At 54.2% G+C, this 21,171-nt stretch carries 20 protein-coding genes; 13 read left to right on the forward strand and 7 right to left on the reverse strand.

The annotated features are described in order from the left end of the window. The first annotated feature begins 80 nt into the window (after window positions 1–80). The 7 genes from xthA (at window position 81) to GHC22_RS13635 (ending at window position 7,212) form a co-directional block, all read left to right on the forward strand. Complete coding sequence (gene xthA / locus GHC22_RS13605; protein ID WP_003030642.1) at window positions 81–887, forward strand: exodeoxyribonuclease III; 807 nt, start codon at window positions 81–83, stop codon at window positions 885–887. A 223-nt stretch (window positions 888–1,110) separates the two neighbouring features. Then, window positions 1,111–1,767 (forward strand): TVP38/TMEM64 family protein, encoded by a 657-nt coding sequence (locus GHC22_RS13610; RefSeq protein ID WP_194841971.1) that lies wholly within the window; start codon window positions 1,111–1,113, stop codon window positions 1,765–1,767. Beyond that, entirely contained in the window at window positions 1,764–2,474 is a 711-nt protein-coding gene (locus tag GHC22_RS13615) for a TVP38/TMEM64 family protein (protein WP_153753248.1), read from the forward strand. The genes GHC22_RS13610 and GHC22_RS13615 overlap by 4 nt, the downstream gene beginning before the upstream one ends. A 32-nt stretch (window positions 2,475–2,506) precedes the next feature. Further along, window positions 2,507–3,676: an ABC transporter substrate-binding protein gene (locus GHC22_RS13620; RefSeq protein WP_153753250.1), complete on the forward strand. Its 1,170-nt coding sequence runs from the start codon at window positions 2,507–2,509 to the stop codon at window positions 3,674–3,676. Then, window positions 3,649–5,184, forward strand: a complete 1,536-nt coding sequence (locus tag GHC22_RS13625; RefSeq protein ID WP_153753252.1) for a thiamine ABC transporter permease — start codon at window positions 3,649–3,651, stop codon at window positions 5,182–5,184. Before GHC22_RS13620 ends, GHC22_RS13625 begins: the two co-directional genes overlap by 28 nt. Then, window positions 5,184–5,816 carry an ATP-binding cassette domain-containing protein gene (locus tag GHC22_RS13630; RefSeq protein WP_153753253.1) on the forward strand — a complete coding sequence of 211 codons (633 nt, stop codon included), beginning with the start codon at window positions 5,184–5,186 and terminating at the stop codon, window positions 5,814–5,816. The genes GHC22_RS13625 and GHC22_RS13630 overlap by 1 nt, the downstream gene beginning before the upstream one ends. An 88-nt stretch (window positions 5,817–5,904) precedes the next feature. Beyond that, window positions 5,905–7,212: a sulfurtransferase gene (locus GHC22_RS13635; protein WP_153753255.1), complete on the forward strand. Its 1,308-nt coding sequence runs from the start codon at window positions 5,905–5,907 to the stop codon at window positions 7,210–7,212. A gap of 100 nt (window positions 7,213–7,312) precedes the next feature. On the opposite strand, the gene GHC22_RS13640 is transcribed toward GHC22_RS13635, so the two are convergent. Both GHC22_RS13640 and GHC22_RS13645 read right to left on the reverse strand, forming a co-directional pair. Further along, on the reverse strand, window positions 7,313–7,936 hold the full coding sequence (locus tag GHC22_RS13640; protein WP_153753257.1) for a CDP-alcohol phosphatidyltransferase family protein: 624 nt from the start codon (window positions 7,934–7,936) through the stop codon (window positions 7,313–7,315). Next, the gene (locus GHC22_RS13645; RefSeq protein ID WP_153753259.1) at window positions 7,929–8,498 is read right to left on the reverse strand and encodes a carboxymuconolactone decarboxylase family protein; all 570 of its coding nucleotides are present in this window, start codon (window positions 8,496–8,498) and stop codon (window positions 7,929–7,931) included. Before GHC22_RS13645 ends, GHC22_RS13640 begins: the two co-directional genes overlap by 8 nt. A gap of 79 nt (window positions 8,499–8,577) precedes the next feature. Here GHC22_RS13645 and GHC22_RS13650 point away from each other — a divergent pair, with 79 nt between their 5' ends. Further along, on the forward strand, window positions 8,578–8,991 hold the full coding sequence (locus GHC22_RS13650) for a pyrimidine (deoxy)nucleoside triphosphate diphosphatase (RefSeq protein WP_153753989.1): 414 nt from the start codon (window positions 8,578–8,580) through the stop codon (window positions 8,989–8,991). Here GHC22_RS13650 and GHC22_RS13655 read toward each other — a convergent pair. Further along, window positions 8,951–9,211, reverse strand: coding sequence for a YnjH family protein (locus GHC22_RS13655; protein WP_170974251.1), 261 nt, complete (start codon window positions 9,209–9,211; stop codon window positions 8,951–8,953). The two genes, GHC22_RS13650 and GHC22_RS13655, sit on opposite strands and share 41 nt — an antisense overlap. A gap of 252 nt (window positions 9,212–9,463) precedes the next feature. Between GHC22_RS13655 and gdhA the strand changes: the two genes are divergently transcribed. After that, complete coding sequence (gene gdhA, locus GHC22_RS13660; RefSeq protein WP_003832501.1) at window positions 9,464–10,807, forward strand: NADP-specific glutamate dehydrogenase; 1,344 nt, start codon at window positions 9,464–9,466, stop codon at window positions 10,805–10,807. Window positions 10,808–10,887: 80 nt separating this feature from the next. On the opposite strand, the gene topB is transcribed toward gdhA, so the two are convergent. The 3 genes from topB to GHC22_RS13675 form a co-directional block, all read right to left on the reverse strand. Next, on the reverse strand, window positions 10,888–12,834 hold the full coding sequence (gene topB, locus GHC22_RS13665) for a DNA topoisomerase III (RefSeq protein WP_032934436.1): 1,947 nt from the start codon (window positions 12,832–12,834) through the stop codon (window positions 10,888–10,890). Window positions 12,835–12,838: 4 nt separating this feature from the next. After that, window positions 12,839–13,882, reverse strand: a complete 1,044-nt coding sequence (gene selD, locus GHC22_RS13670; protein ID WP_003832497.1) for a selenide, water dikinase SelD — start codon at window positions 13,880–13,882, stop codon at window positions 12,839–12,841. A 116-nt stretch (window positions 13,883–13,998) separates the two neighbouring features. After that, complete coding sequence (locus tag GHC22_RS13675; RefSeq protein WP_008784540.1) at window positions 13,999–14,550, reverse strand: NAD(P)H nitroreductase; 552 nt, start codon at window positions 14,548–14,550, stop codon at window positions 13,999–14,001. Between the two features lie 175 nt (window positions 14,551–14,725). On the opposite strand from GHC22_RS13675, the gene sppA reads away from it, so the two are divergent. Beyond that, window positions 14,726–16,582 carry a signal peptide peptidase SppA gene (sppA, locus tag GHC22_RS13680; RefSeq protein ID WP_008784539.1) on the forward strand — a complete coding sequence of 619 codons (1,857 nt, stop codon included), beginning with the start codon at window positions 14,726–14,728 and terminating at the stop codon, window positions 16,580–16,582. A gap of 35 nt (window positions 16,583–16,617) precedes the next feature. Here sppA and GHC22_RS13685 read toward each other — a convergent pair whose 3' ends face one another. Then, window positions 16,618–17,685, reverse strand: coding sequence for a GlxA family transcriptional regulator (locus GHC22_RS13685; RefSeq protein ID WP_153753261.1), 1,068 nt, complete (start codon window positions 17,683–17,685; stop codon window positions 16,618–16,620). 237 nt (window positions 17,686–17,922) lie between these two features. On the opposite strand from GHC22_RS13685, the gene ansA reads away from it, so the two are divergent. From ansA to GHC22_RS13700, 3 genes are all read left to right on the forward strand, one after another. After that, window positions 17,923–18,939 carry an asparaginase gene (gene ansA / locus GHC22_RS13690; protein WP_003832492.1) on the forward strand — a complete coding sequence of 339 codons (1,017 nt, stop codon included), beginning with the start codon at window positions 17,923–17,925 and terminating at the stop codon, window positions 18,937–18,939. Window positions 18,940–18,953: 14 nt separating this feature from the next. After that, on the forward strand, window positions 18,954–19,592 hold the full coding sequence (pncA, locus tag GHC22_RS13695) for a bifunctional nicotinamidase/pyrazinamidase (protein ID WP_370458775.1): 639 nt from the start codon (window positions 18,954–18,956) through the stop codon (window positions 19,590–19,592). Between the two features lie 258 nt (window positions 19,593–19,850). Continuing rightward, entirely contained in the window at window positions 19,851–21,104 is a 1,254-nt protein-coding gene (locus tag GHC22_RS13700) for a glycoside hydrolase family 18 protein (RefSeq protein ID WP_153687144.1), read from the forward strand. Window positions 21,105–21,171: the final 67 nt, after the last annotated feature.

The raw sequence follows: 21,171 nt of genomic DNA on the forward strand, positions 1-21,171 counted from the left end.
ATCAGGTGACAAGAAGCAGTCAGCCTGCAGAAATTCTGCTACCATCCTTGCACTATTCATCTTGCAAAGTGGCAGCGACTATGAAATTTGTCTCTTTTAATATCAACGGCCTGCGTGCCCGTCCCCATCAACTGGCAGCCATTGTCGAAAAACACCAACCGGATGTTATTGGCTTACAGGAGACAAAAGTCCACGACGATATGTTCCCTCTCGAAGAGGTAGCAAAGCTCGGTTACAACGTCTTTTATCACGGCCAGAAAGGTCATTACGGCGTGGCGCTGTTAACGAAAGAAACGCCAATTGCGGTACGTCGTGGCTTCCCGGGCGATGACGAAGAAGCGCAGCGTCGGATCATCATGGCAGAAATTCCGTCCCCTCTGGGCAGCATCACGGTGATCAACGGCTATTTCCCGCAGGGCGAAAGCCGTGACCATGAAACCAAATTCCCGGCCAAAGCCGCGTTTTATCAGAACCTGCAAAACTATCTGGAGACTGAACTGAAGCGCGACAATCCGGTATTGATTATGGGCGATATGAATATCAGCCCAACCGATCTCGATATCGGCATTGGCGAAGAAAACCGTAAACGCTGGCTGCGTACCGGTAAATGTTCCTTCCTGCCGGAGGAGCGTGAGTGGATGGAACGCCTGCTGGGCTGGGGTCTGGTGGATACTTACCGTCACGCAAATCCTGAAAAGAATGACCAGTTCTCGTGGTTCGACTATCGCTCAAAAGGCTTTGACGATAACCGTGGCCTGCGTATCGATCTGCTGCTGGCGAGCAACCCATTGGCGGAACGCTGCGAAGAAACCGGCATCGACTATGAAATTCGCAGCATGGAAAAACCGTCCGACCATGCGCCTGTATGGGCTAAATTCCGCGTCTGACCTTCTGCGTCTTTTTACTCTCCAGGCCCGGCCTGGAGAGTCTGTTTATTCTGTGCAAAATCAATAAAGTGACGGTAATACATTGTTACGGCCGGGAATTTATTATATCTTCGCGCGCGCTTTTCGCTGATGAAAATGCTCCATTGCACTCGGTTTTACAGGAGAACCCCCATGAAAAAGAAGTTCGCATAAAGCAGAATACCAGCTGCTGATTGTCGCGGTCCTGTTCTGCGTTCTGGCGGGAGTTTTCCATCATTATGGTCTGACCGACCTGATAACCAATTTCCATCATTTACAAGACGTCATCCGCCAAAGCGGTGTGTTCGGCTATGCGCTTTATATCCTGCTTTTTATTGTTGCTGCGCTGTGTCTGATTCCAGGCAGCATCCTGGTGATCGTCGGCGGTGTGCTGTTTGGCCCCGTAGCTGGGACGCTTATCTCGTTAGTGGCAGCAACCATGGCCTCAGCGCTGTCGTTTTTGCTGGCTCGCTGGCTTGGACGGGATCTACTACTGAAATACGTTGGGCACACGGCGACGTTTCAGGCTATCGAAAAAGGCATTGCCCATAGCGGAGTAGACTTTCTAATCCTGACCCGGCTCGTGCCGCTGTTCCCCTATAATATTCAAAATTACGCCTATGGGCTGACGGCCATTCCGTTCTGGTCATTTACCGTAATATCGGCACTTACCACCTTACCCGGCATCTTTATCTATACGCTGATGTCGCATGAACTCGCCAGCGAAGGCATTACCCTGGTATTCATCGGTAAGCTCAGCGTGGCAGGGCTGGCGTTATTCGCCCTCGTTCAGGCAGCCAAAGCCTGGGCCCGATATAAGCATATCGATCCGTCAGCCAACCATGAGTGTACGGGTAAATGATAAAACGGAATAAAGCGCGGCTGGCTCGCTATTACCGGGCGGGTTTGATTGCTCTGCTACTGCTCGCGCTAATGGCATGGGCATGGATACCTGGCGTGAGTGATTTTCTCCACGGCAGCCTGACAGTATTTACCACACTCGATCAGCATGCTCTTGAGAACTTTATTCGTTCTTATGGAACCCAGGCGGCGGTGGTGTCGTTCTTCCTGATGATCTTACAGGCCATCGTTGCACCGCTTCCTGCGTTTGTGATCACGTTTGCCAATGCCTCGCTGTTTGGCGCATTTTGGGGCGGCGTACTATCCTGGAGCAGCGCAATGGCAGGTGCGGCGCTGTGCTTTTTTATTGCCCGCATTTTAGGTCGCGGTGCGGTAGAAAAGCTGACCGGAAAAACGGTGCTGAACAATATGGACGCTTTTTTCGAGCGCTATGGTAAGCACACTATTCTGGTCTGCCGCCTGTTACCTTTTGTGCCGTTCGACCCGGTAAGCTACGCGGCTGGCCTGACCTCAATTCGTTTTCGCCATTTTTTCATCGCCACCGGCATCGGACAGTTACCCGCCACTATCGTCTACTCATGGGCGGGAAGCCTGTTAACCGGCGGCACATTTTGGTTTGTGACGGGTCTGTTTGTCCTGTTTGCCCTAAGCGTGGTGATATCGGTGGCGAGAAGCCTTTATCTTGAGCGCCAACGGAAAAAAAGCTGAGACCTTCCCCCATTTTTAGCCATGGAGATATTATGCGTTACTGCTTATTGTGTCTGAGTTTGTTGCTCTGCCCGCTGGCGACGTTTGCCCAGGAGGCCATCTGGCAACAAATCAAAAATGACGCCCGTGGTCAAACGGTATGGTTCAACGCCTGGGGTGGCGACAATGCAGTTAACCAGTATCTCGACTGGGTTAGCGGCGAGATGAAAACGCACTACGACATTAACCTGAAAATCGTGCGCCTGGCAGACGCCGCCGATGCCGTAAAACGCATCCAGACGGAAGCGGCATCCGGGCGAAAAACCGGCGGCTCTGTCGATTTACTGTGGGTTAACGGCGAAAACTTCCGTACGCTAAAAGAAGCCGGGCTGCTGCAAACCCAGTGGGCGCAAACGCTGCCTAACTGGCGCTATGTTGATACACAAAAACCGGTGACCGAAGATTTCTCCGTTCCAACAGAGGGGGCTGAATCACCGTGGGGCGGTGCCCAACTCACCTTTATTGCCCGGCGCGATCTCACCGCGCAGCCGCCGTTATCTCCGCAGGCACTTCTTGAATTTGCGCAGGCGCACCCTGGCACGGTGACCTATCCACGCCCGCCAGACTTTACTGGAACGGCTTTTCTTGAGCAGTTGCTAATTTCGCTCACCACCAAACCACAGGCATTGAAAGTTGCGCCAGATGCAGCGACATTCGCCAAAGTTACCGCGCCATTGTGGCAGTATCTTGATACCTTGCATCCTGTACTTTGGCGTGAAGGCAAAGATTTTCCGCCCACGCCAGCACGAATGGATTCACTGCTCAATAGCGGTACCCTGCGTTTATCATTGACCTTTAACCCTGCCCACGCGCAGCAAAAAGTGGCGAGCGGCGAATTGCCTAAAAGCAGCTACAGTTTTGGTTTCTCACAGGGCATGCTCGGCAACGTGCACTTTGTTGCCATTCCGGCGAATACCCACGCCAGTGCCGGAGCAAAAGTCGTGGCAAACTTCCTGCTTTCTCCTGAAGCGCAACTGCGCAAAGCTGACCCGGCTGTCTGGGGAGATCCTTCGGTGCTTGATCCACAAAAATTGCCTGACGAACAGCGTGATGCGCTGCTGGCGCGGATCCCACAGGGGCTCCCTGCCGTGTTGCCAGAACCGCATGCAGCCTGGGTAAACGCTCTGGAACAAGAATGGCTACGCCGCTACGGTACGCATTAATTCTGCTACTCTGGGCCATCATGGCGGCAGTTTATCTGCCGTTGGCGCCAGCGGCATGGTCTCTGATAACACCGGCGCTTAGTACCACACACTGGCTGGCGCTCTTTGCCGATCCTCAACTCCCGCAGGCGTTACTGGCAACGCTGGTTTCCGTCGGCCTCGCGGCTGGGGGCGCGCTGATTATCGCGCTGCTGGCGATCCTCGCCTTGTGGCCCGGCGCAGGCTGGGTACGTCTGTATACGCGTCTTCCGTGGCTGCTGGCAATTCCGCACGTTGCCTTCGCCACGAGCGTGCTGTTGGTTTTTGCTGAAGGCGGCCTGCTCTGGCAATGGCTCCCGTTCCTCAGCCCACAGCCGGACCGCTACGGCATTGGACTTGGCGTAACGCTGGCGGTGAAAGAGAGCGCTTTTTTGTTATGGATTCTCTCGGCCCTGCTGAGTGAAAAACAACTTTCTCAGCAGGTTATCGTATTGGATTCGCTGGGTTACAGCCGACTGCAATGCCTGAACTGGCTGGTTCTGCCCGCTATCGGCCCGGCATTAGGTAAAGCTATGCTGGCAGTCGTGGCCTGGTCACTCTCCGTTGTTGATGTGGCAATCGTTCTTGGCCCCGGCAATCCGCCAACGCTTGCCGTATTGAGCTGGCAGTGGCTCAGTCAGGGCGACGTCGAACAGCAGGCGAAAGGCGCACTTGCCAGTCTGTTGCTGGTGCTGTTACTCCTTGTTATCGCGCTGGTGGGTTATCTGCTCTGGCGTACCTGGCGACATACTATTCCGGCAGTAAACGGTGAACGCCAGCATTTTTCATCTATGACAATCGTACGCCCGCTGGTACAGATTTTGCCCGTCAGCGGTGTGGTATGCGCGCTGGTACTGGCGCTTATCGCCAGCTATTCCTCGCTAAACAACGAGGCGCTCAGCAATAGCCTACAACTGGGGCTCCTTTCCAGCGTGCTGGCGCTTCTGATACTTTTTGCCTGGCTGGAATGGGGTCCACAAACCGGACACCGCTGGGTCTGGCTACCGCTCATTTTTCCTGCGCTACCGCTGGTAACCGGACAATATCTGCTGGCGTTATATGCCGAACAAGATGGACTGATGACGACCATTATCTGGGGCCACCTGCTGTGGGTGATGCCCTGGATGCTATTTGTGCTTAAACCGGCGTGGCAGCGCATTGACCCACGATTAATTTTGATTGCGCAAACCCTGGGCTGGACGCGGGGGCGGATATTCTGGCTGGTGAAATGCCCGCAGCTGGCGCGCCCGGCATTGATTGCCTTCGCGGTTGGCTTCTCGGTTAGTATCGCCCAGTATATGCCAACGCTGTGGCTAGGTGCCGGACGCTATCCTACGTTAACCACCGAAGCGGTGGCATTAAGCAGCGGCGGTAGCAGTGCGATTCTGGCAACACAGGCGTTGTGGCAGCTGCTTTTACCACTGCTCGTTTTCGCACTTGCAGCCTTTCTCACCGCGTGGATTGGCCGCTTTCGACAAGGACTCCGCTAATGCTTACTGTACGAGGCGCTTCGTTGTACCAGGGCGTGAAAGCGCTGGTGAAAGACGTTAATTTTCAGGTTAACAAAAGTGACATCGTCACAATTATGGGACCTTCCGGCAGCGGGAAATCCTCGCTGTTTTCATGGATGATCGGGGCGTTGTCTCCCCAGTTCCAGGCCTCAGGCGAACTGTGGCTTAATGAACGACGCATCGATACGTTACCTACCGCGCAGCGCCAGATTGGCATTTTGTTCCAGGATGCGCTGCTGTTTGACCATTTCAGCGTTGGGCAGAATTTACTGCTGGCCTTACCCGCCAGCCTGCAAGGTCCCGCCAGACGCCATGAGATTGAATGCGCTCTCGCGCGCGCTGACCTGGCAGGTTTTTATTCGCGCGATCCGGCATCACTCTCCGGCGGACAACGCTCACGTGTCGCCCTGCTCCGCGCACTACTGGCGCAGCCCCAGGCGCTGTTACTTGATGAACCCTTTAGCAGGCTGGATGCGTCGCTACGCGATAACTTTCGCCAATGGGTCTTCACCGAGGTGCGTAAGCTGGGGATCCCGGTGGTACAGGTGACCCATGACGCGCAGGACGTTCCGCCTGCAGGCCACGTATTTCAGATGGAAAACTGGGCGTGAATGTGGCGATATGCTGCGTTAACGCAAGGTTTTTACGTAACTGGCGGCACAGAATGTCGTCTTCTTTTTTTCAACGTCGGGCTATTCGATGAAACGTGTTTCTCAAATGACCGCGCTGGCACTGGCTTTAGGGCTCGCTTGCGCTTCTTCCTGGGCTGCTGAAACAGCACAGACGCTCACCCTCAACCAGTTACAGCAAAAGCAAGGCGCGGCGATCGATACCCGTCAGAGCGCTTTTTACAACGGCTGGCCACAATCGCTCAATGGTCCTTCAGGACACGAACCTTCCGCACTGAACCTGTCTGCCGCCTGGCTCGACAAGATGAATGATGAACAACTCAGCGCCTGGGTTAAGTCACATCAACTTAAGACCGACGCTCCGGTGGCGCTGTATGGTAGCGATAACGACATGCAGGCCGTTAAATCCCGTCTGCAAAAAGTTGGCTTTAACCAGATTTCAACCCTCAGCGATGCGCTGACAGACCCTGCCCGTCTGCAACGTCTGCCGCACTTCGAACAGTTGGTTTACCCACAGTGGCTGCACGATCTTCAGCAGGGTAAAGACGTGACTGCCAAACCGGCGGGTGACTGGAAAGTGATTGAAGCCGCCTGGGGCGCGCCGAAGTTGTATCTGCTCAGCCACATCCCCGGCGCGGGCTACATTGATACCAATGAAGTTGAAAGCGAACCGCTGTGGAATAAAGTTTCCGACGAGCAGCTTAAAGCGATGCTGGCGAAACACGGTATCCGCCACGACACCACGGTAATTTTATACGGCCGCGATGTCTATGCCGCCGCTCGCGTGGCGCAAATTATGCTGTACGCAGGCGTGAAAGACGTTCGTCTGCTCGACGGCGGTTGGCAAACCTGGTCCGACTCAGGTTTACCGGTCGAACGCGGCACTCCGCCAACGGTGAAACCAGAGCCTGATTTCGGCGTGAAAATCCCTGCCCAGCCGCAGCTTATGCTGGATATGGAACAGGCGCGCGGTCTGCTGCATCGCCAGGATGCATCTTTGGTGAGCATTCGTTCATGGCCGGAATTTGTCGGTACCACCAGCGGTTACAGCTACATTAAGCCAAAAGGTGAGATCGCAGGCGCGCGTTGGGGCCACGCGGGCAGCGACTCCACCCACATGGAAGATTTCCATAACCCGGATGGCACCATGCGCAGCGCGGATGACATCGCCGCCATGTGGAAGCAATGGAATATCCTGCCGAATCAACAGGTCGCTTTCTATTGCGGTACCGGCTGGCGTGCTTCAGAAACGTTTATGTATGCCCGCGCGATGGGCTGGAAAAACGTCTCTGTTTACGATGGTGGCTGGTACGAGTGGAGCAGCAATCCGAAAAACCCGGTCGCCAGCGGTGAACGGGGTCCGGACGCCAGCAAGTAAGACTGGCATTATTGCCGGATGCGGCGAGAACGCTTTACCCAGCCTGGATATATCATCGTTGTAGGCCGGATAAGCGAAGCGCATCCGGCAACGCATTACCTTACGCCTGACGCTGAACGGTTTTCAGCGTCAGATATCCGCTCCAGATCCGGGTGAACGTTGTCATCCAGCACAACGCGCCAAAGACCCACGCCAGCACGGCAAAATAGTCCGGGAACAGACACCCCAACACAAACAGCAAAATTGTCTCAGTTCCTTCGGTAAGCCCGCCAAGATAATAAAACGATTTATGTGCGTAACCGGGGTTATCAATCTGATGTTTCGCTGCCAGTGCGGCGAAGGCCAGAAAGCTGCTACCGGTGCCAATAAACGCGAACAACAGCCAACTGCCTGCCAGCGCATTTTGCGCCGGAGCGGCAAGAATAAAACCAAACGGCACAAGGGCGTAAAATAAAAAATCGAGCGAGATATCGAGAAATCCCCCCGCGTCGGAGAGCCCTCTGCGCCGTGCCAGCGCCCCATCCAGTCCGTCAAACAACCGATTGAGCACAATGGCCACCAGCGCCGCCAGATACCAGTCTAACGCCAGAAATGGCAACGCCAGCACGCCAATGGCAAATCCGACCAGCGTAAGTCCGTCCGGGGTAATCGCCGGTTTATCGATAATACCTACGCACCGATGCAACAGCGGTTTTAATCGTGGATGAAGATGGCGGTCAAGCATGCGGGCGTCCTTTAAAACTGTCGCACAGTCCCTGCGAGGGAATATCGAGAGCGGCATTAAAACGCGCCGAGAGATTTTGAAACGCAATCAGCGCGGTCATTTCCGTAATGGCATCATCGGTAAAATGCTGCTTCATCTGCACTTTCAGCGCATCGTCAACCTGTGGAGGCGTTGCGGTAACCGCATCGGCATAGGCCAGCGCTACGCGTTCTTCAGCGCTAAACAGCGTCGAATCTTGCCAGTTGGCAACCTGCATGACTTTATCCAGCGCGCCACAGCGTTCTGCCAGCCGTAAACTATTCGCATCAACACAGAAAGCGCAGTGGCAGACCTGAGAAACGCGGGTCATCAACAGCGCGCGCATCACCGGCGTTAAGCGCGCCTTTTTACGCTCCAGAAACCCGACAAACAGCGCCACCAGCCAGAACAGAAACGGCATCCGCCCCCACCAGCGCGTGGGATGCAGCACATCGCCATAATGTTTATTCTGCGTGGCAACGAGCGGTTTTAAACTGGAAGGGATACGCGTTAACGGCTTTACCCACGACTGAGGTTCGTTCAACGGTGACTCCTGAATACTTTAGATAAAACAAAGATAACGATAGTATGTCATTTTCTGCTGTTAGATCTTGATGAATATGATGAAAACCCTCGACGTGGTCGCCGCTATCATTGAACGTGATGGCAAAATTTTACTGGCTCAGCGTCCGCTGCATGCGGATCAGTCAGGCATGTGGGAGTTTGCCGGCGGTAAGGTTGAATCTGGCGAAAGTCAGCCCGAGGCGCTGATCCGTGAACTGCGTGAAGAGTTGGGTATTGAGGCAGTCGTGGGGCGCTACATTGCCAGTCATCAACGCGAGGTTTCAGGCCGATTGATTCACCTGCATGCCTGGCATGTGCCTTCGTATCAAGGGGAACTTAGAGCGCATGAACATCAGGATATCGTCTGGTGCTCACCTGAAGAGGCGCTGCGTTATCCACTGGCACCCGCCGATATCCCGCTGTTAGAGGCGTTTATCCTTTTACGCGCCGCCAGACCAGCGGATTCGTGCTGATCGTTTTATCATCGCGCTGGCACTGCAACAGAACGCCATCGGCTTTAATCACCGCCCCTTCAGAGTAGTTTTGATCCTGATAAATACAGCACTGGCTACAGGGCTGAGCCCGCTGACCGCTGGAACTGAACACTTCCGGCGGTACATTCACCTGCACATCCGGGCGATAAAGCTGATTTGCCAGCGTCGCGCTGGACACTAGTACCAACGCTCCTGCCATGATTAAACGGCGCATTGTCTTTCCTTTTTAACTGACATTTATGCTCAGTATAACGGTATAGATCGGCAGAAACTTTAGTCCCTTCCATCATCGCTTTTGGTTATGACCCACGGCGCAATATTAATTTACTTAGCGGGGTTAATTTTTTCTTGCGTCACGTCACACTGCTGATGGTATAGTCAAAAACTGCACAACACATAACATAAATATCAAAAATATAACCATATCAATACATAAGAGGTTCTTATATCTATGGATCAGACATGTTCTCTGGAGTCATTTCTCAACCATGTGCAAAAGCGCGACCCGAATCAAACCGAGTTCGCGCAAGCCGTTCGTGAGGTAATGACGACGCTGTGGCCCTTTCTTGAGCAGAACCCGCGTTATCGTCAGATGTCGTTGCTGGAACGTCTGGTAGAACCGGAGCGCGTGATCCAGTTCCGCGTAGTTTGGCTGGACGATCGCAATCAGGTGCAGGTCAACCGCGCGTGGCGCGTACAGTTTAGCTCTGCCATTGGCCCGTACAAAGGCGGTATGCGTTTCCACCCTTCCGTGAACCTGTCGATCCTGAAATTCCTGGGTTTCGAGCAGACCTTTAAGAACGCCCTCACCACGCTGCCAATGGGCGGTGGTAAAGGCGGGAGCGATTTCGATCCGAAAGGTAAAAGCGAAGGCGAAATCATGCGTTTCTGCCAGGCACTGATGACCGAACTGTTCCGCCATTTAGGTCCTGATACCGACGTCCCGGCGGGCGATATCGGCGTGGGTGGTCGTGAAGTCGGCTTTATGGCCGGGATGATGAAAAAACTGTCCAACAACAGCGCCTGCGTCTTTACCGGTAAAGGTCTCTCTTTTGGCGGCAGCCTGATCCGCCCGGAAGCCACCGGCTACGGTCTGGTGTACTTCACCGAAGCAATGCTCAAACGCCATGGTCTGGGCTTTGAAGGCATGCGCGTGGCGGTTTCTGGCTCCGGCAACGTGGCGCAATTCGCCATTGAGAAAGCCATGGAGTTTGGCGCGCGAGTAGTTACCGCCTCCGATTCCAGCGGTACCGTGGTAGACGAAAGCGGATTTACTAAAGAAAAACTGGCGCGTCTGTGCGCGATCAAAGACAGCCGTGACGGTCGCGTGGCGGATTACGCCCGTGAGTTTGGCCTGACCTATCTGGAAGGCAAACAGCCGTGGTCGGTTCCGGTCGATATCGCCCTGCCGTGCGCCACTCAGAATGAACTGGATGTCGATGCAGCGCGCGTACTGATCGCCAACGGCGTGAAAGCAGTCGCCGAAGGGGCAAACATGCCGACCACTATCGAGGCCACCGATCTGTTCCTCGAGGCGGGCGTACTGTTCGCACCGGGTAAAGCCGCCAACGCCGGTGGCGTAGCGACATCCGGTCTGGAAATGGCGCAAAACGCCGCTCGTCTGGGCTGGAAAGCGGAGAAAGTGGATGCGCGCCTGCACCACATCATGCTGGATATTCACCATGCCTGCGTTGAATACGGCGGCGAAAGCAAGCAGACCAACTACGTACGTGGCGCCAACATCGCGGGCTTCGTGAAGGTTGCCGACGCGATGCTGGGTCAGGGCGTGATTTAATATTGTCTCTGCAGGCCGGATTAGGCACGGGTGCCGCATCCGGCTAAGCCTGATGCGCTATGCTTATCAGGCTTACAAACTTACAGGCCCGCCTCTTCAGATGGCGGGCTTTTTTTCGCCGGACGTTTACGCGGCGCGCTTTTTTTCTTATCGCTACCACTACCGCCCGGCGCGGCAATTCCACGAAAGCGTCGTACCGGTGTGCTGCGCGCCTGATCGATAAGCTGATACAGCGTTCCCACCAGCGGCTGCATGAAATCCTGATAGCGACACTGCTTTTCGCTGATTTGGGTCAGGATAGATTCCCAGTGCGCTGTCATGTCCGGGCGCGTCGCCATTTCTGGCAGCGAGTGGAACAGCGCTTTTCCCGCGTCAGTCGAATGGATATAACGTCCTTTTTTCACCAGGAACCCGCGCTTAAACAGCAGCTCGATAATTCCGGCGCGCGTCGCTTCCGTACCTAAACCATCCGTTGCGCGCAGGATCTTTTTCAGATCTTTATCCTGCACGAATCGCGCAATCCCGGTCATCGCTGACAGCAGAGTTGCATCAGTAAAGTGCCGCGGGGGCTGGGTCTGACGTTCAACTACTTCGCCTTTTTCGCACAGCAGTTCGTCATCTTTTGCCACCACCGGCAGCGGCGTCCCGTCATTATCTTCGTCGCGCTCTTTGTTGCCGAGCAGCGTGCGCCATCCGGCTTCCGCCAGAAAACGGGCTTTAGCGACAAACTTGCCTTTGGCGATGTCCAGCTCAATGACGCACTTCCTGAATACCGCATCTGCGCAAAATTGCATCAGATACTGACGGGCAATCAGGTTGTAAATTTTCGCTTCGTTGTCATTCAGATTGATGGACGAACTGCGCGCGGTAGGAATGATGGCGTGGTGCGCATCCACTTTTTTGTCGTCCCAACAGCGATTTCGCGTATCGGGATTGACCGCCGGCTGCGGGAGCAGATCCGGCGCATGGACGCTAATCGCGTTCAGTACCGCGTGACGTCCGGCAAAGTGTTCTTCCGGCAGATAACGGCTATCCGAACGCGGATAGGTAATCAACTTATGGGTTTCATACAGCTTCTGGCAGATATCCAGAACGTTTTGCGCACTTAAACCGAAGCGCTTCGCCGCTTCAATCTGCAACGCAGACAGCGAGAACGGCAACGGCGCGGATTCTGATTCCCGTTTATCGTTATAGCTGGTGACTATCGCCGGTTGACCGTTAATGCGGTTCACCACGTGTTCAGCCAGCGTGCGGTTCAGCAAGCGCCCTTCTTCATCCTGATACGGCTCACACGCTTCGCTCGGCTGCCAGATAGCGGTAAACCGCTCATCGGCGGGCGTTACGATATGCGCTTTCACTTCGAAGAAGTCTTTGGCGACGAAGTTCTCTATCTCTTCATCGCGACGCACAACCAGCCCAAGCACCGGCGTTTGTACGCGACCGACCGAAAGTACGCCCTGATAGCCCGCGTTACGTCCAAGAATGGTGTAAGCGCGCGTCATATTGATACCGTACAACCAGTCCGCACGCGCTCGCGCCAGTGCCGACACGCACAGCGGGATAAACTCACTGTTGGCGCGCAGCCGCTCAATAGCCCGCTCAACGGCCTGTGGGTTGAGGTCGTTAATCAGGCAACGCTGCACCTTCTGGCGCTTTTCAGGTGCCAGTTGCAGGTAATCCAGCACTTCATCCACCAGCAGTTGCCCTTCACGATCGGGGTCACCGGCGTGAATAACTTCGCTGGCTTCATGCAAAAAGCGCTTAATGACGTTGAGCTGTTTGGTCACCGAGGGACGCGGTTGCAGTTGCCACTTTTCAGGGACAATCGGCAGATCGACCAGACTCCAGCGAGCATAACGACTGTCGTAGGCATCCGGCTGCGCCTGTTCAAGCAGGTGACCAATACACCAGGTCACCACTTGTCCATTTCCGCATTCAATAAAACCATCGCCTTTGCGATGCGGCTTCGGCAGCACATCGGCGATAGCACGTGCCAGACTTGGTTTTTCGGCAATAAACAACCGCATCGAGTTAACGAATCTCAACCATGGCGCGACCGCCACGAGCTTCCACTAACTCACCAATGGCGGTGAGATCGATACCGAACTGCGCCGCTGCCGCTTTCACTTCGGCTTCAGCTTCCGGCGTTACCGCCAGCAGTAGGCCACCTGAAGTTTGCGGATCGCACAGCAGATCGCGTACCGATTGCGGCATTTCACCCATCAGGTGTCCGTAGCTGGCAAAGTTACGTTGGGTACCACCCGGCACCGCGCCCTGCGCGATGTATTCTTCAACGCCAGGCAGCTTAGGAATATCCTGGTAGACGATCTGCGCCTGAACGCCTGCGCCCTGACACATCTCACTCAGATGCCCCAGCAGACCAAAACCGGTAACATCGGTCATGGCTTTCACGCCGTCAATATCGGCGAATGCCGCACCGGCAATGTTCATCCGGCACATCACTTCTGTCGCCAGTCCTTTATGTTCTTCCTTCAGTAGTGATTTTTTCTCTGCGGTTGTCAGAACGCCAATGCCCAGAGGCTTGGTCAGGAACAACTTACACCCTGCCTCAGCGGTGCTGTTTTTCTTCACGCGTTCGGTCGGCACAACGCCGGTTACCGCAAGGCCGAAGATAGGCTCTGGGGCATCAATAGAGTGGCCGCCCGCCAGCGCAATACCCGCCTGACGGCAGGCAAAGCGTCCGCCTTCGGTGACTTCGCGGGCGATTTCCGGTGCCAGTTTATCCAGCGGCCAGCCCAGAATAGCAATTGCCATAATCGGTTTGCCGCCCATGGCGAAAATATCGCTGATGGCGTTAGTCGCGGCGATGCGTCCAAAATCAAACGGATTATCGACAATCGGCATAAAGAAATCGGTGGTGCTGATAACGCTGGTGCCGTTTCCCAGATCGTATACGGCCGCGTCGTCGCGGGTTTCATTACCCACCAGTAAGTTCGGATCAACAAACTTCGCCTGCTCGCTGTGCAGGATGGTTTCCAGCACTTTTGGGGAAATTTTACAACCGCAACCGGCTCCGTGGCTGTATTGCGTTAAACGAATAGCTTGCTCGCTCATGGACATCTCCTGTCATTGCAATCCGGATATGGTAGCGCTCATTCCATGATGTGGTAAGAGTGACTGTCTGAATTCGGGTGTCTTTGCTCAGAATCCAGACAGTTTTGCCGTTGATATCAGAAATAACGGACGAATGCGCTCGGATCGGCAAGGTTAATCGTCGTGGATGCTTTTAGCTGCGGTGTGCCCAGATAGAGAAAACCGACGATTTTATCTTGCGGGCGACAGTCGAATGCTTCGCGAACGACCGCACTTTCGGTTAATGCACCACTGCGCCAGATACCGCCAAAGCCCTGGGCAATTGCGGCCATCTGCATAGCCATCACCGCACAACCGGCAGACATTTCTTGTTCCCACAGAGGAACCTTGTCGTTTTCTTCACATTTCGCCACCACGGTAATAATCAACGGCGCGCGAAACGGTGCGCTGCGCGCTTTTTCCTGGGCTTTCTCGTCACTGCCTGCGGCAATCGCCCCTTTTTCAAGCACCGCGCTAAAACGCTCACGCCCTTCGCCCTCAATGACAAAGAATTGCCACGGTTGCAGCGTTTTGTGGTCTGGCGCGCGCATTCCCGCACGCAGAATGTTTTGCAGCTGCTCTCCTGTCGGGGCTGGCTCGACGAGACGAGAGGCGCTACGACGGGTAATCAGTAATTCGAGTGCATCCATTTGCTTAACTCCAACAATGAGATTTGTTCACAAAATTAACACGTGAGCGGATTTTGTTACAGCACAGGCGGTGATTCCTGCTGACAAGTGCCTGTCGGGTCATTACGATAGCCTCATCTTATCGCCTTTCTCCGGAATTTCGGGGTGGCGTGTTGTTAATCGGTAGGGAGAATACATGCGAACCCTGTGGCGATTTATTGCCGGATTTTTTAAATGGACATGGCGATTACTCAATTTCGTCCGTGAATTTGTGCTTAACCTGTTCTTCATCTTCTTGGTGCTGGTGGGCGTGGGCATCTGGATGCAGGTCAGCAGCAGCAATACCAGTGAACACGCTGAGCGAGGCGCACTGCTGCTGGATATCTCGGGGGTGATTGTCGATAAGCCTTCGAGCACCAGTCGCTTAAGCGTTATTGGTCGTCAGCTGTTTGGCGCCAGTTCCGATCGTCTGCAGGAAAACTCCCTGTTCGATATCGTGAATACTATTCGCCAGGCAAAAGATGATCGCAACATCACCGGCATTGTGATGGATCTGAAAAATTTTGCCGGGGCCGACCAGCCTTCCATGCAGTATATCGGTAAAGCGCTGCGGGAATTCCGCGACAGCGGCAAACCGGTCTTTGCCGTGGGCGATAACTTCAGCCAGGGGCAGTACTACCTCGCCAGTTTCGCCAATAAAATTTATCTCTCTCCGCAGGGTTCCGTTGATCTGCACGGCTTTGCCACCAACGGTTTGTACTACAAGTCCCTGCTCGACAAGCTGAAAGTTTCCACACACGTGTTCCGTGTCGGGACTTATAAGTCTGCCGTAGAACCGTTCATTCGTGATGATATGTCTCCTGCCGCGCGCGAGGCCGACAGCCGCTGGATCGGCGAGCTGTGGCAGAACTATCTCGACACGGTCGCTGCCAACCGCCAGATCCCTGCTCAGCAGGTGTTCCCGGGCGCACAGGCCATGCTGGACGGTTTGACAAAAGTCGATGGTGATACCGCGAAATATGCGCTCGACAACAAACTGGTGGATGCACTGGCCTCCAGCGCCGAAGTCGAAAAAATGCTGACCAAACAGTTTGGCTGGAGCAAAGCGGATAAAAATTATCGCGCCGTCAGCTATTACGATTACTCGCTGAAAACGCCAGCGGATACTGGGGACAGCATTGGCGTCGTCTTCGCGAATGGCGCAATTATGGACGGTGAAGAAACCCCTGGGAATGTGGGCGGTGACACGACTGCCGCGCAGATCCGCGAAGCGCGTCTTGATCCGAAAGTGAAAGCAATTGTGCTGCGCGTGAACAGCCCTGGCGGCAGCGTCAGCGCTTCCGAAGTCATTCGCGCTGAGCTGGCTGCGGCAAAAGCGGCAGGCAAGCCGGTTGTCGTGTCCATGGGCGGCATGGCGGCATCCGGCGGGTACTGGATCTCCACCCCAGCAAGCTACATTGTGGCGAACCCCAGCACGCTGACCGGTTCAATCGGGATCTTTGGCGTGATCAACACTGTGGAAAACAGTCTGGATTCCATTGGTGTACACACCGACGGCGTGGCGACATCCCCACTGGCGGATATCTCCATCACCAAAGCGTTACCACCTGAAGTGCAGCAAATGATGCAACTGAGTATCGAGAACGGCTATAAGCGCTTTATCACGCTGGTCGCAGATGCGCGTAAGACAACGCCTGAGCAGATTGACAAAATCGCGCAGGGCCACGTCTGGACCGGCCAGGATGCGAAAGCCAACGGTCTGGTAGACAGTCTGGGTGATTTTGATGACGCCGTGGCGAAAGCGGCTGAGCTGGCCAAACTGAAGCAATGGCACATTGAGTATTATCAGGACGAACCGACATTCGTTGATATGGTGATGGACAGCATGTCCGGTTCCGTTCGTGCCATGCTGCCTGAAGCGATCCAGGCGATGCTCCCGGCGCCGCTCGCTTCTGCGGCGAGTACGGTTAAAGCGGAGAGCGATAAGCTGGCCGCGTTTAACGATCCGCAAAACCGCTATGCGTTTTGCCTGACCTGCGCCAACGTTCGCTAATCTGCCAATGCTGCCCCAAGTCGGGGCAGCATTTTTTATGCATTCTGATGTCGCGTACTGCGACAATCTCCAGGCGTACAGCCAAACTCCCGACTAAACAAACGAATAAAGTGCGCACAGTCGCTAAATCCCAGACGCAGCGCAATCTCCGTGACGCTCTCTCCAGAATTCATTAGCAGCCAGTGGGCATAACGCAAACGCGCACGTCGGATAAACTCTCCCGGCGATTGGGCGAACTCGGCGTTAAACAACCGGGTAAGCTGTCGCGGGCTCAGGTTGACTTCAGCGGCCAGCCAGCGGGTCGAAATGGGCTTTACCAGTCCTTGCTCAATTAAAAAGACCGCTTTGCGTAACCGACTGTCGCTCACGTGGGTAAAACCTATCGCTCTGGAGACCGCCACTGACGTGCTGTCTATGCGGTTGGGGACGGACATCTGGAAGATGGCTTTTGTCGCCCTGTCGGGACCACAGTGGCGGCGAATAAGCTCTGTTGCCAGCCCTATCGTCGAAATGCCCCCCGGACATGTCAGAATCCCTTTTTCCTCAACAAAATCGACCCCGCTACGGGCAGCCAGCTGAGGAAATTGCGTTTTAAAATCATTCAGATGCCAGGGATGAATCGCCGCCATCAGCCCATTGAGGAAACCTTCTTGCGCCAGAACAAAGCTGCCCGTGCAGATACCTACCAGCGGAATGTTGAGCTGATGCGCAAGATGCAGGTAACGTCGCGCGGCCCGATCGGCTTTCGCCATACTGCGCAGCAAGCCGCCAATCACCACCACATAATCAAATTGTTCCGGTGCAACGAATGCGCTATCCGGCATCATCGCCATTCCTGAACTGCTTAGAACAGGTCGGTCTGGTGTAGCGCTCATCAGACGCCAGGAGCAGCGAATTTTCTGGCTATCATCCCCCATATCCGCCGCATGACGTAACGCATCGGTTAACCCCGCCAGCGCCAGCAGAGGAAATTCCGGCCACAGAAGAATGCCGACATTCAACTGTGGTCTGCGCGGTGTCTCTGTCTGACTCGCATCGATAGCCGTAATGATGTCTCCATCCGCCCACTCGCCTGGCTGATAAATTCTCAGGTCTTTCTTCACTTCAGGCTCCATGCGTATTGTCATTACGACGAAACATGATAACGGCAATCGCTATATCCAAAAAGCAAGGCTGCTACTGTAGGGCCGAGGGAGCAAAACCACACTGAACAAACGAGACAAGGCACTGAACATAAATGACATATTGATCGGATGGCAGGTATGCGTCATTTGCACTGTATTTTTTCGGGGGGAACTTTATACTGCGCCTGTTTATGCACAACTTAACCTGTGACGCCCATGCAAAAGAAATCGATTTACGTTGCCTATACCGGCGGTACCATTGGTATGCAGCGCTCAGAACAGGGTTATATTCCTGTTTCCGGTCATCTCCAGCGTCAGCTGGCACTGATGCCTGAATTCCACCGCCCAGAGATGCCAGACTTCACCATCCACGAATACGTCCCGCTGATGGATTCCTCAGACATGACGCCAGAAGACTGGCAGCATATTGCTGAAGACATTAAAGCGCACTACGACGATTACGATGGTTTTGTCATACTGCACGGCACTGACACCATGGCGTTTACGGCTTCGGCGCTCTCATTTATGCTGGAGAATCTGGGTAAGCCAGTCATTGTGACAGGGTCACAAATCCCATTAGCAGAGCTACGTTCTGACGGACAAATCAATTTGCTGAATGCGTTGTACGTTGCAGCAAATTATCCGATCAATGAAGTGACCCTGTTTTTCAACAACCGACTGTTTCGCGGTAACCGGACCACTAAAGCGCATGCTGATGGTTTTGACGCGTTTGCCTCACCCAACCTTGCACCACTGCTGGAAGCCGGAATCCACATTCGTCGGCTGGGAACACCGCCCGCACCTCACGGCACAGGTGAGTTGATTGTCCATCCTATCACTCCACAACCGATTGGCGTGGTCACCATTTATCCTGGGATCTCCGCTGACGTGGTACGCAACTTCCTGCGCCAGCCGGTAAAAGCATTAATTTTGCGCTCCTACGGCGTGGGCAATGCGCCGCAGAATAAAGAGTTCCTGAAAGAACTTGAAGATGCGAGCTCGCGTGGCATTGTGGTGGTGAACCTTACGCAGTGTATGTCCGGCAAGGTGAACATGGGGGGCTACGCGACAGGGAATGCGCTGGCGCATGCTGGCGTGATTGGCGGCGCGGATATGACCGTCGAAGCCACACTCACCAAACTGCACTATTTGCTGAGTCAGGGACTGGATACGCAGACAATTCGTGAAGCAATGACGCAAAATCTGCGTGGTGAGCTCACACCTGACGATTAAAGGAGTCTATGCCCATGGCCCGAGCCTTACTGTTGGTCGATTTACAAAATGACTTTTGTGCCGGTGGTGCCCTCGCGGTCCCACAAGGTGACAGCACGATCGATATCGCCAACCTCCTGATTGACTGGTGTGCCATACGCGGCGACACGGTCGTTGCCAGTCTGGACTGGCACCCGGAGAATCACGGTAGTTTTGCCAGCCAGCATCAGGTCGAGCCCTACAGCCAGGGACAACTCGATGGCCTGGAGCAGACGTTCTGGCCCGATCATTGCGTACAAAACAGCGAAGGTGCTGCCCTGCATCCGCTGCTGAACCAGCGTGCGATAACTCAAACGTTCACTAAAGGTGAGAACCCGCTGGTCGACAGCTACAGTGCTTTTTTTGATAACGGTCGTCGTCAGGCAACCGCGCTGAATGCATGGCTACTCGAACACCGCATTGCCGAGCTCATCATCATGGGTCTGGCTACCGACTATTGCGTCAAATTCACCGTACTGGATGCGCTCGATCTTGGCTACACCGTCAGCGTTATAACCGACGGCTGCCGTGGCGTTAATATTAAACCCCAGGACAGTGCAAACGCCTTTATGGAAATGGCAGCTGCGGGCGCAACGCTGTATACGTTGGACGACTGGCTGGAAACCCAGCGCTAATGCTTTAAAACGTTATATCCGGTCGATTGAAACTGCACATTTTTGCAAATTTATAGGCCGGATTAATACGCATCTCCCTTTCAACCAGTACTCCTCTAACCAATACAACCTACCAAAATTGGTTTGCCGCTGCGCCAGCATGGCGTGAACCCCTTCGCATTTTTCCTGTTATGAAACTGTTAACCTGCGGGTGCTGTTTTTTTCGCCACGCCATTTCCGTGGCGTGTTTGCTTGTTTAAATGTCAAAGAGGAACACCGATGAAACTATTGCCTTTGTTGGCAGCATTACCCCTGCTCTGCGCCAGCGTTGTTTCCGCCAGTTCACTGATGTCAGTTGGCTACTTTAATGGTGGCGGCGACGTCACTGCCGGTCCCGGTGGCGACATCAACAAACTGGATGTTCGCCAGATAACCCATCTCAACTATTCGTTTGGTCTTGTCTACAACAACGAAAAAGACGAAACCAATGACGCCTTAAAAGACACCAGCAAACTGCATCAGATTTGGCTTTCACAGAAAGTGCAGGATGATTTGCTGAAAATTCCACAGCTGCGTAAACAAAATCCAAACCTAAAAGTTTTGCTTTCCGTCGGCGGTTGGGGAGCGCGTGGATTCTCTGGCGCGGCAGCAACGAAGGAAACACGCGCAGTGTTTATTCAGTCTGCGCAGGAGATAATTGCGAAATATGGTCTGGATGGCATCGATCTCGACTGGGAATACCCGGTTAACGGCGCCTGGGGACTGGTCGAAAGCCAACCGGCTGACCGCGCTAACTTCACCGCGCTGCTAACAGAATTGCGTGCCGCATTGGGGCATAAAAAACTGCTGACCATCGCCGTGGGCGCGAATGCGGAAAGTCCGAAAAGCTGGGTGGATGTAAAAGCCATTGCACCATCGCTCGACTACATCAACCTGATGACCTATGACATGGCTTACGGCACCCAATATTTCAACTCGAACCTGTATGATTCGACGCAATGGCCGACGGTCGCCGCGGCGGATAAGTACAGCGCCGATTTTGTGGTCAATAACTATCTCGCAGCCGGTCTGAAACCGAGTCAAATGAATCTGGGCATTGGCTTTTATGGACGCGTACCAAAACGCGCCGTTGAGCCAGGTATTGACTGGAGCAAACCTGACGCGCAGAAAAACCCGGCTACCCAACCCTATTTCGAGTCAGCTCAAATTGAGTTGTTCAAATCACTGGGCGTCGACCTGAGCAAAGACACCTACGTGAAGTACAACGATATTGTGGCGAAGTTGATCAACGATCCGCAAAAACGCTTTAGCCAACATTGGGATGATGAAGCGAAAGTGCCGTGGCTGTCGGTACAGTCTGCGGATGGAAAAAAACTCTTTGCCCTCTCCTATGAAAACCCGCGTTCGGTGGCGATCAAAGCCGACTACATCAAAAGCAAAGGGTTGGCAGGCGCCATGTTCTGGGAGTACGGCGCAGATGACAATAATCAGTTGGCGAAGCAGTTAGCCGATTCGTTAGGCATCAAACACTGATCCCAACGCCTGACACAATAGGTTATGATTAGCGCATTCTGCTGCGCCAGCTTTTGGCGCAGCTCTT

The sequence above is a fragment of the Citrobacter sp. H12-3-2 genome, from assembly GCF_009649895.1.
GTDB lineage: Bacteria > Pseudomonadota > Gammaproteobacteria > Enterobacterales > Enterobacteriaceae > Citrobacter > Citrobacter portucalensis.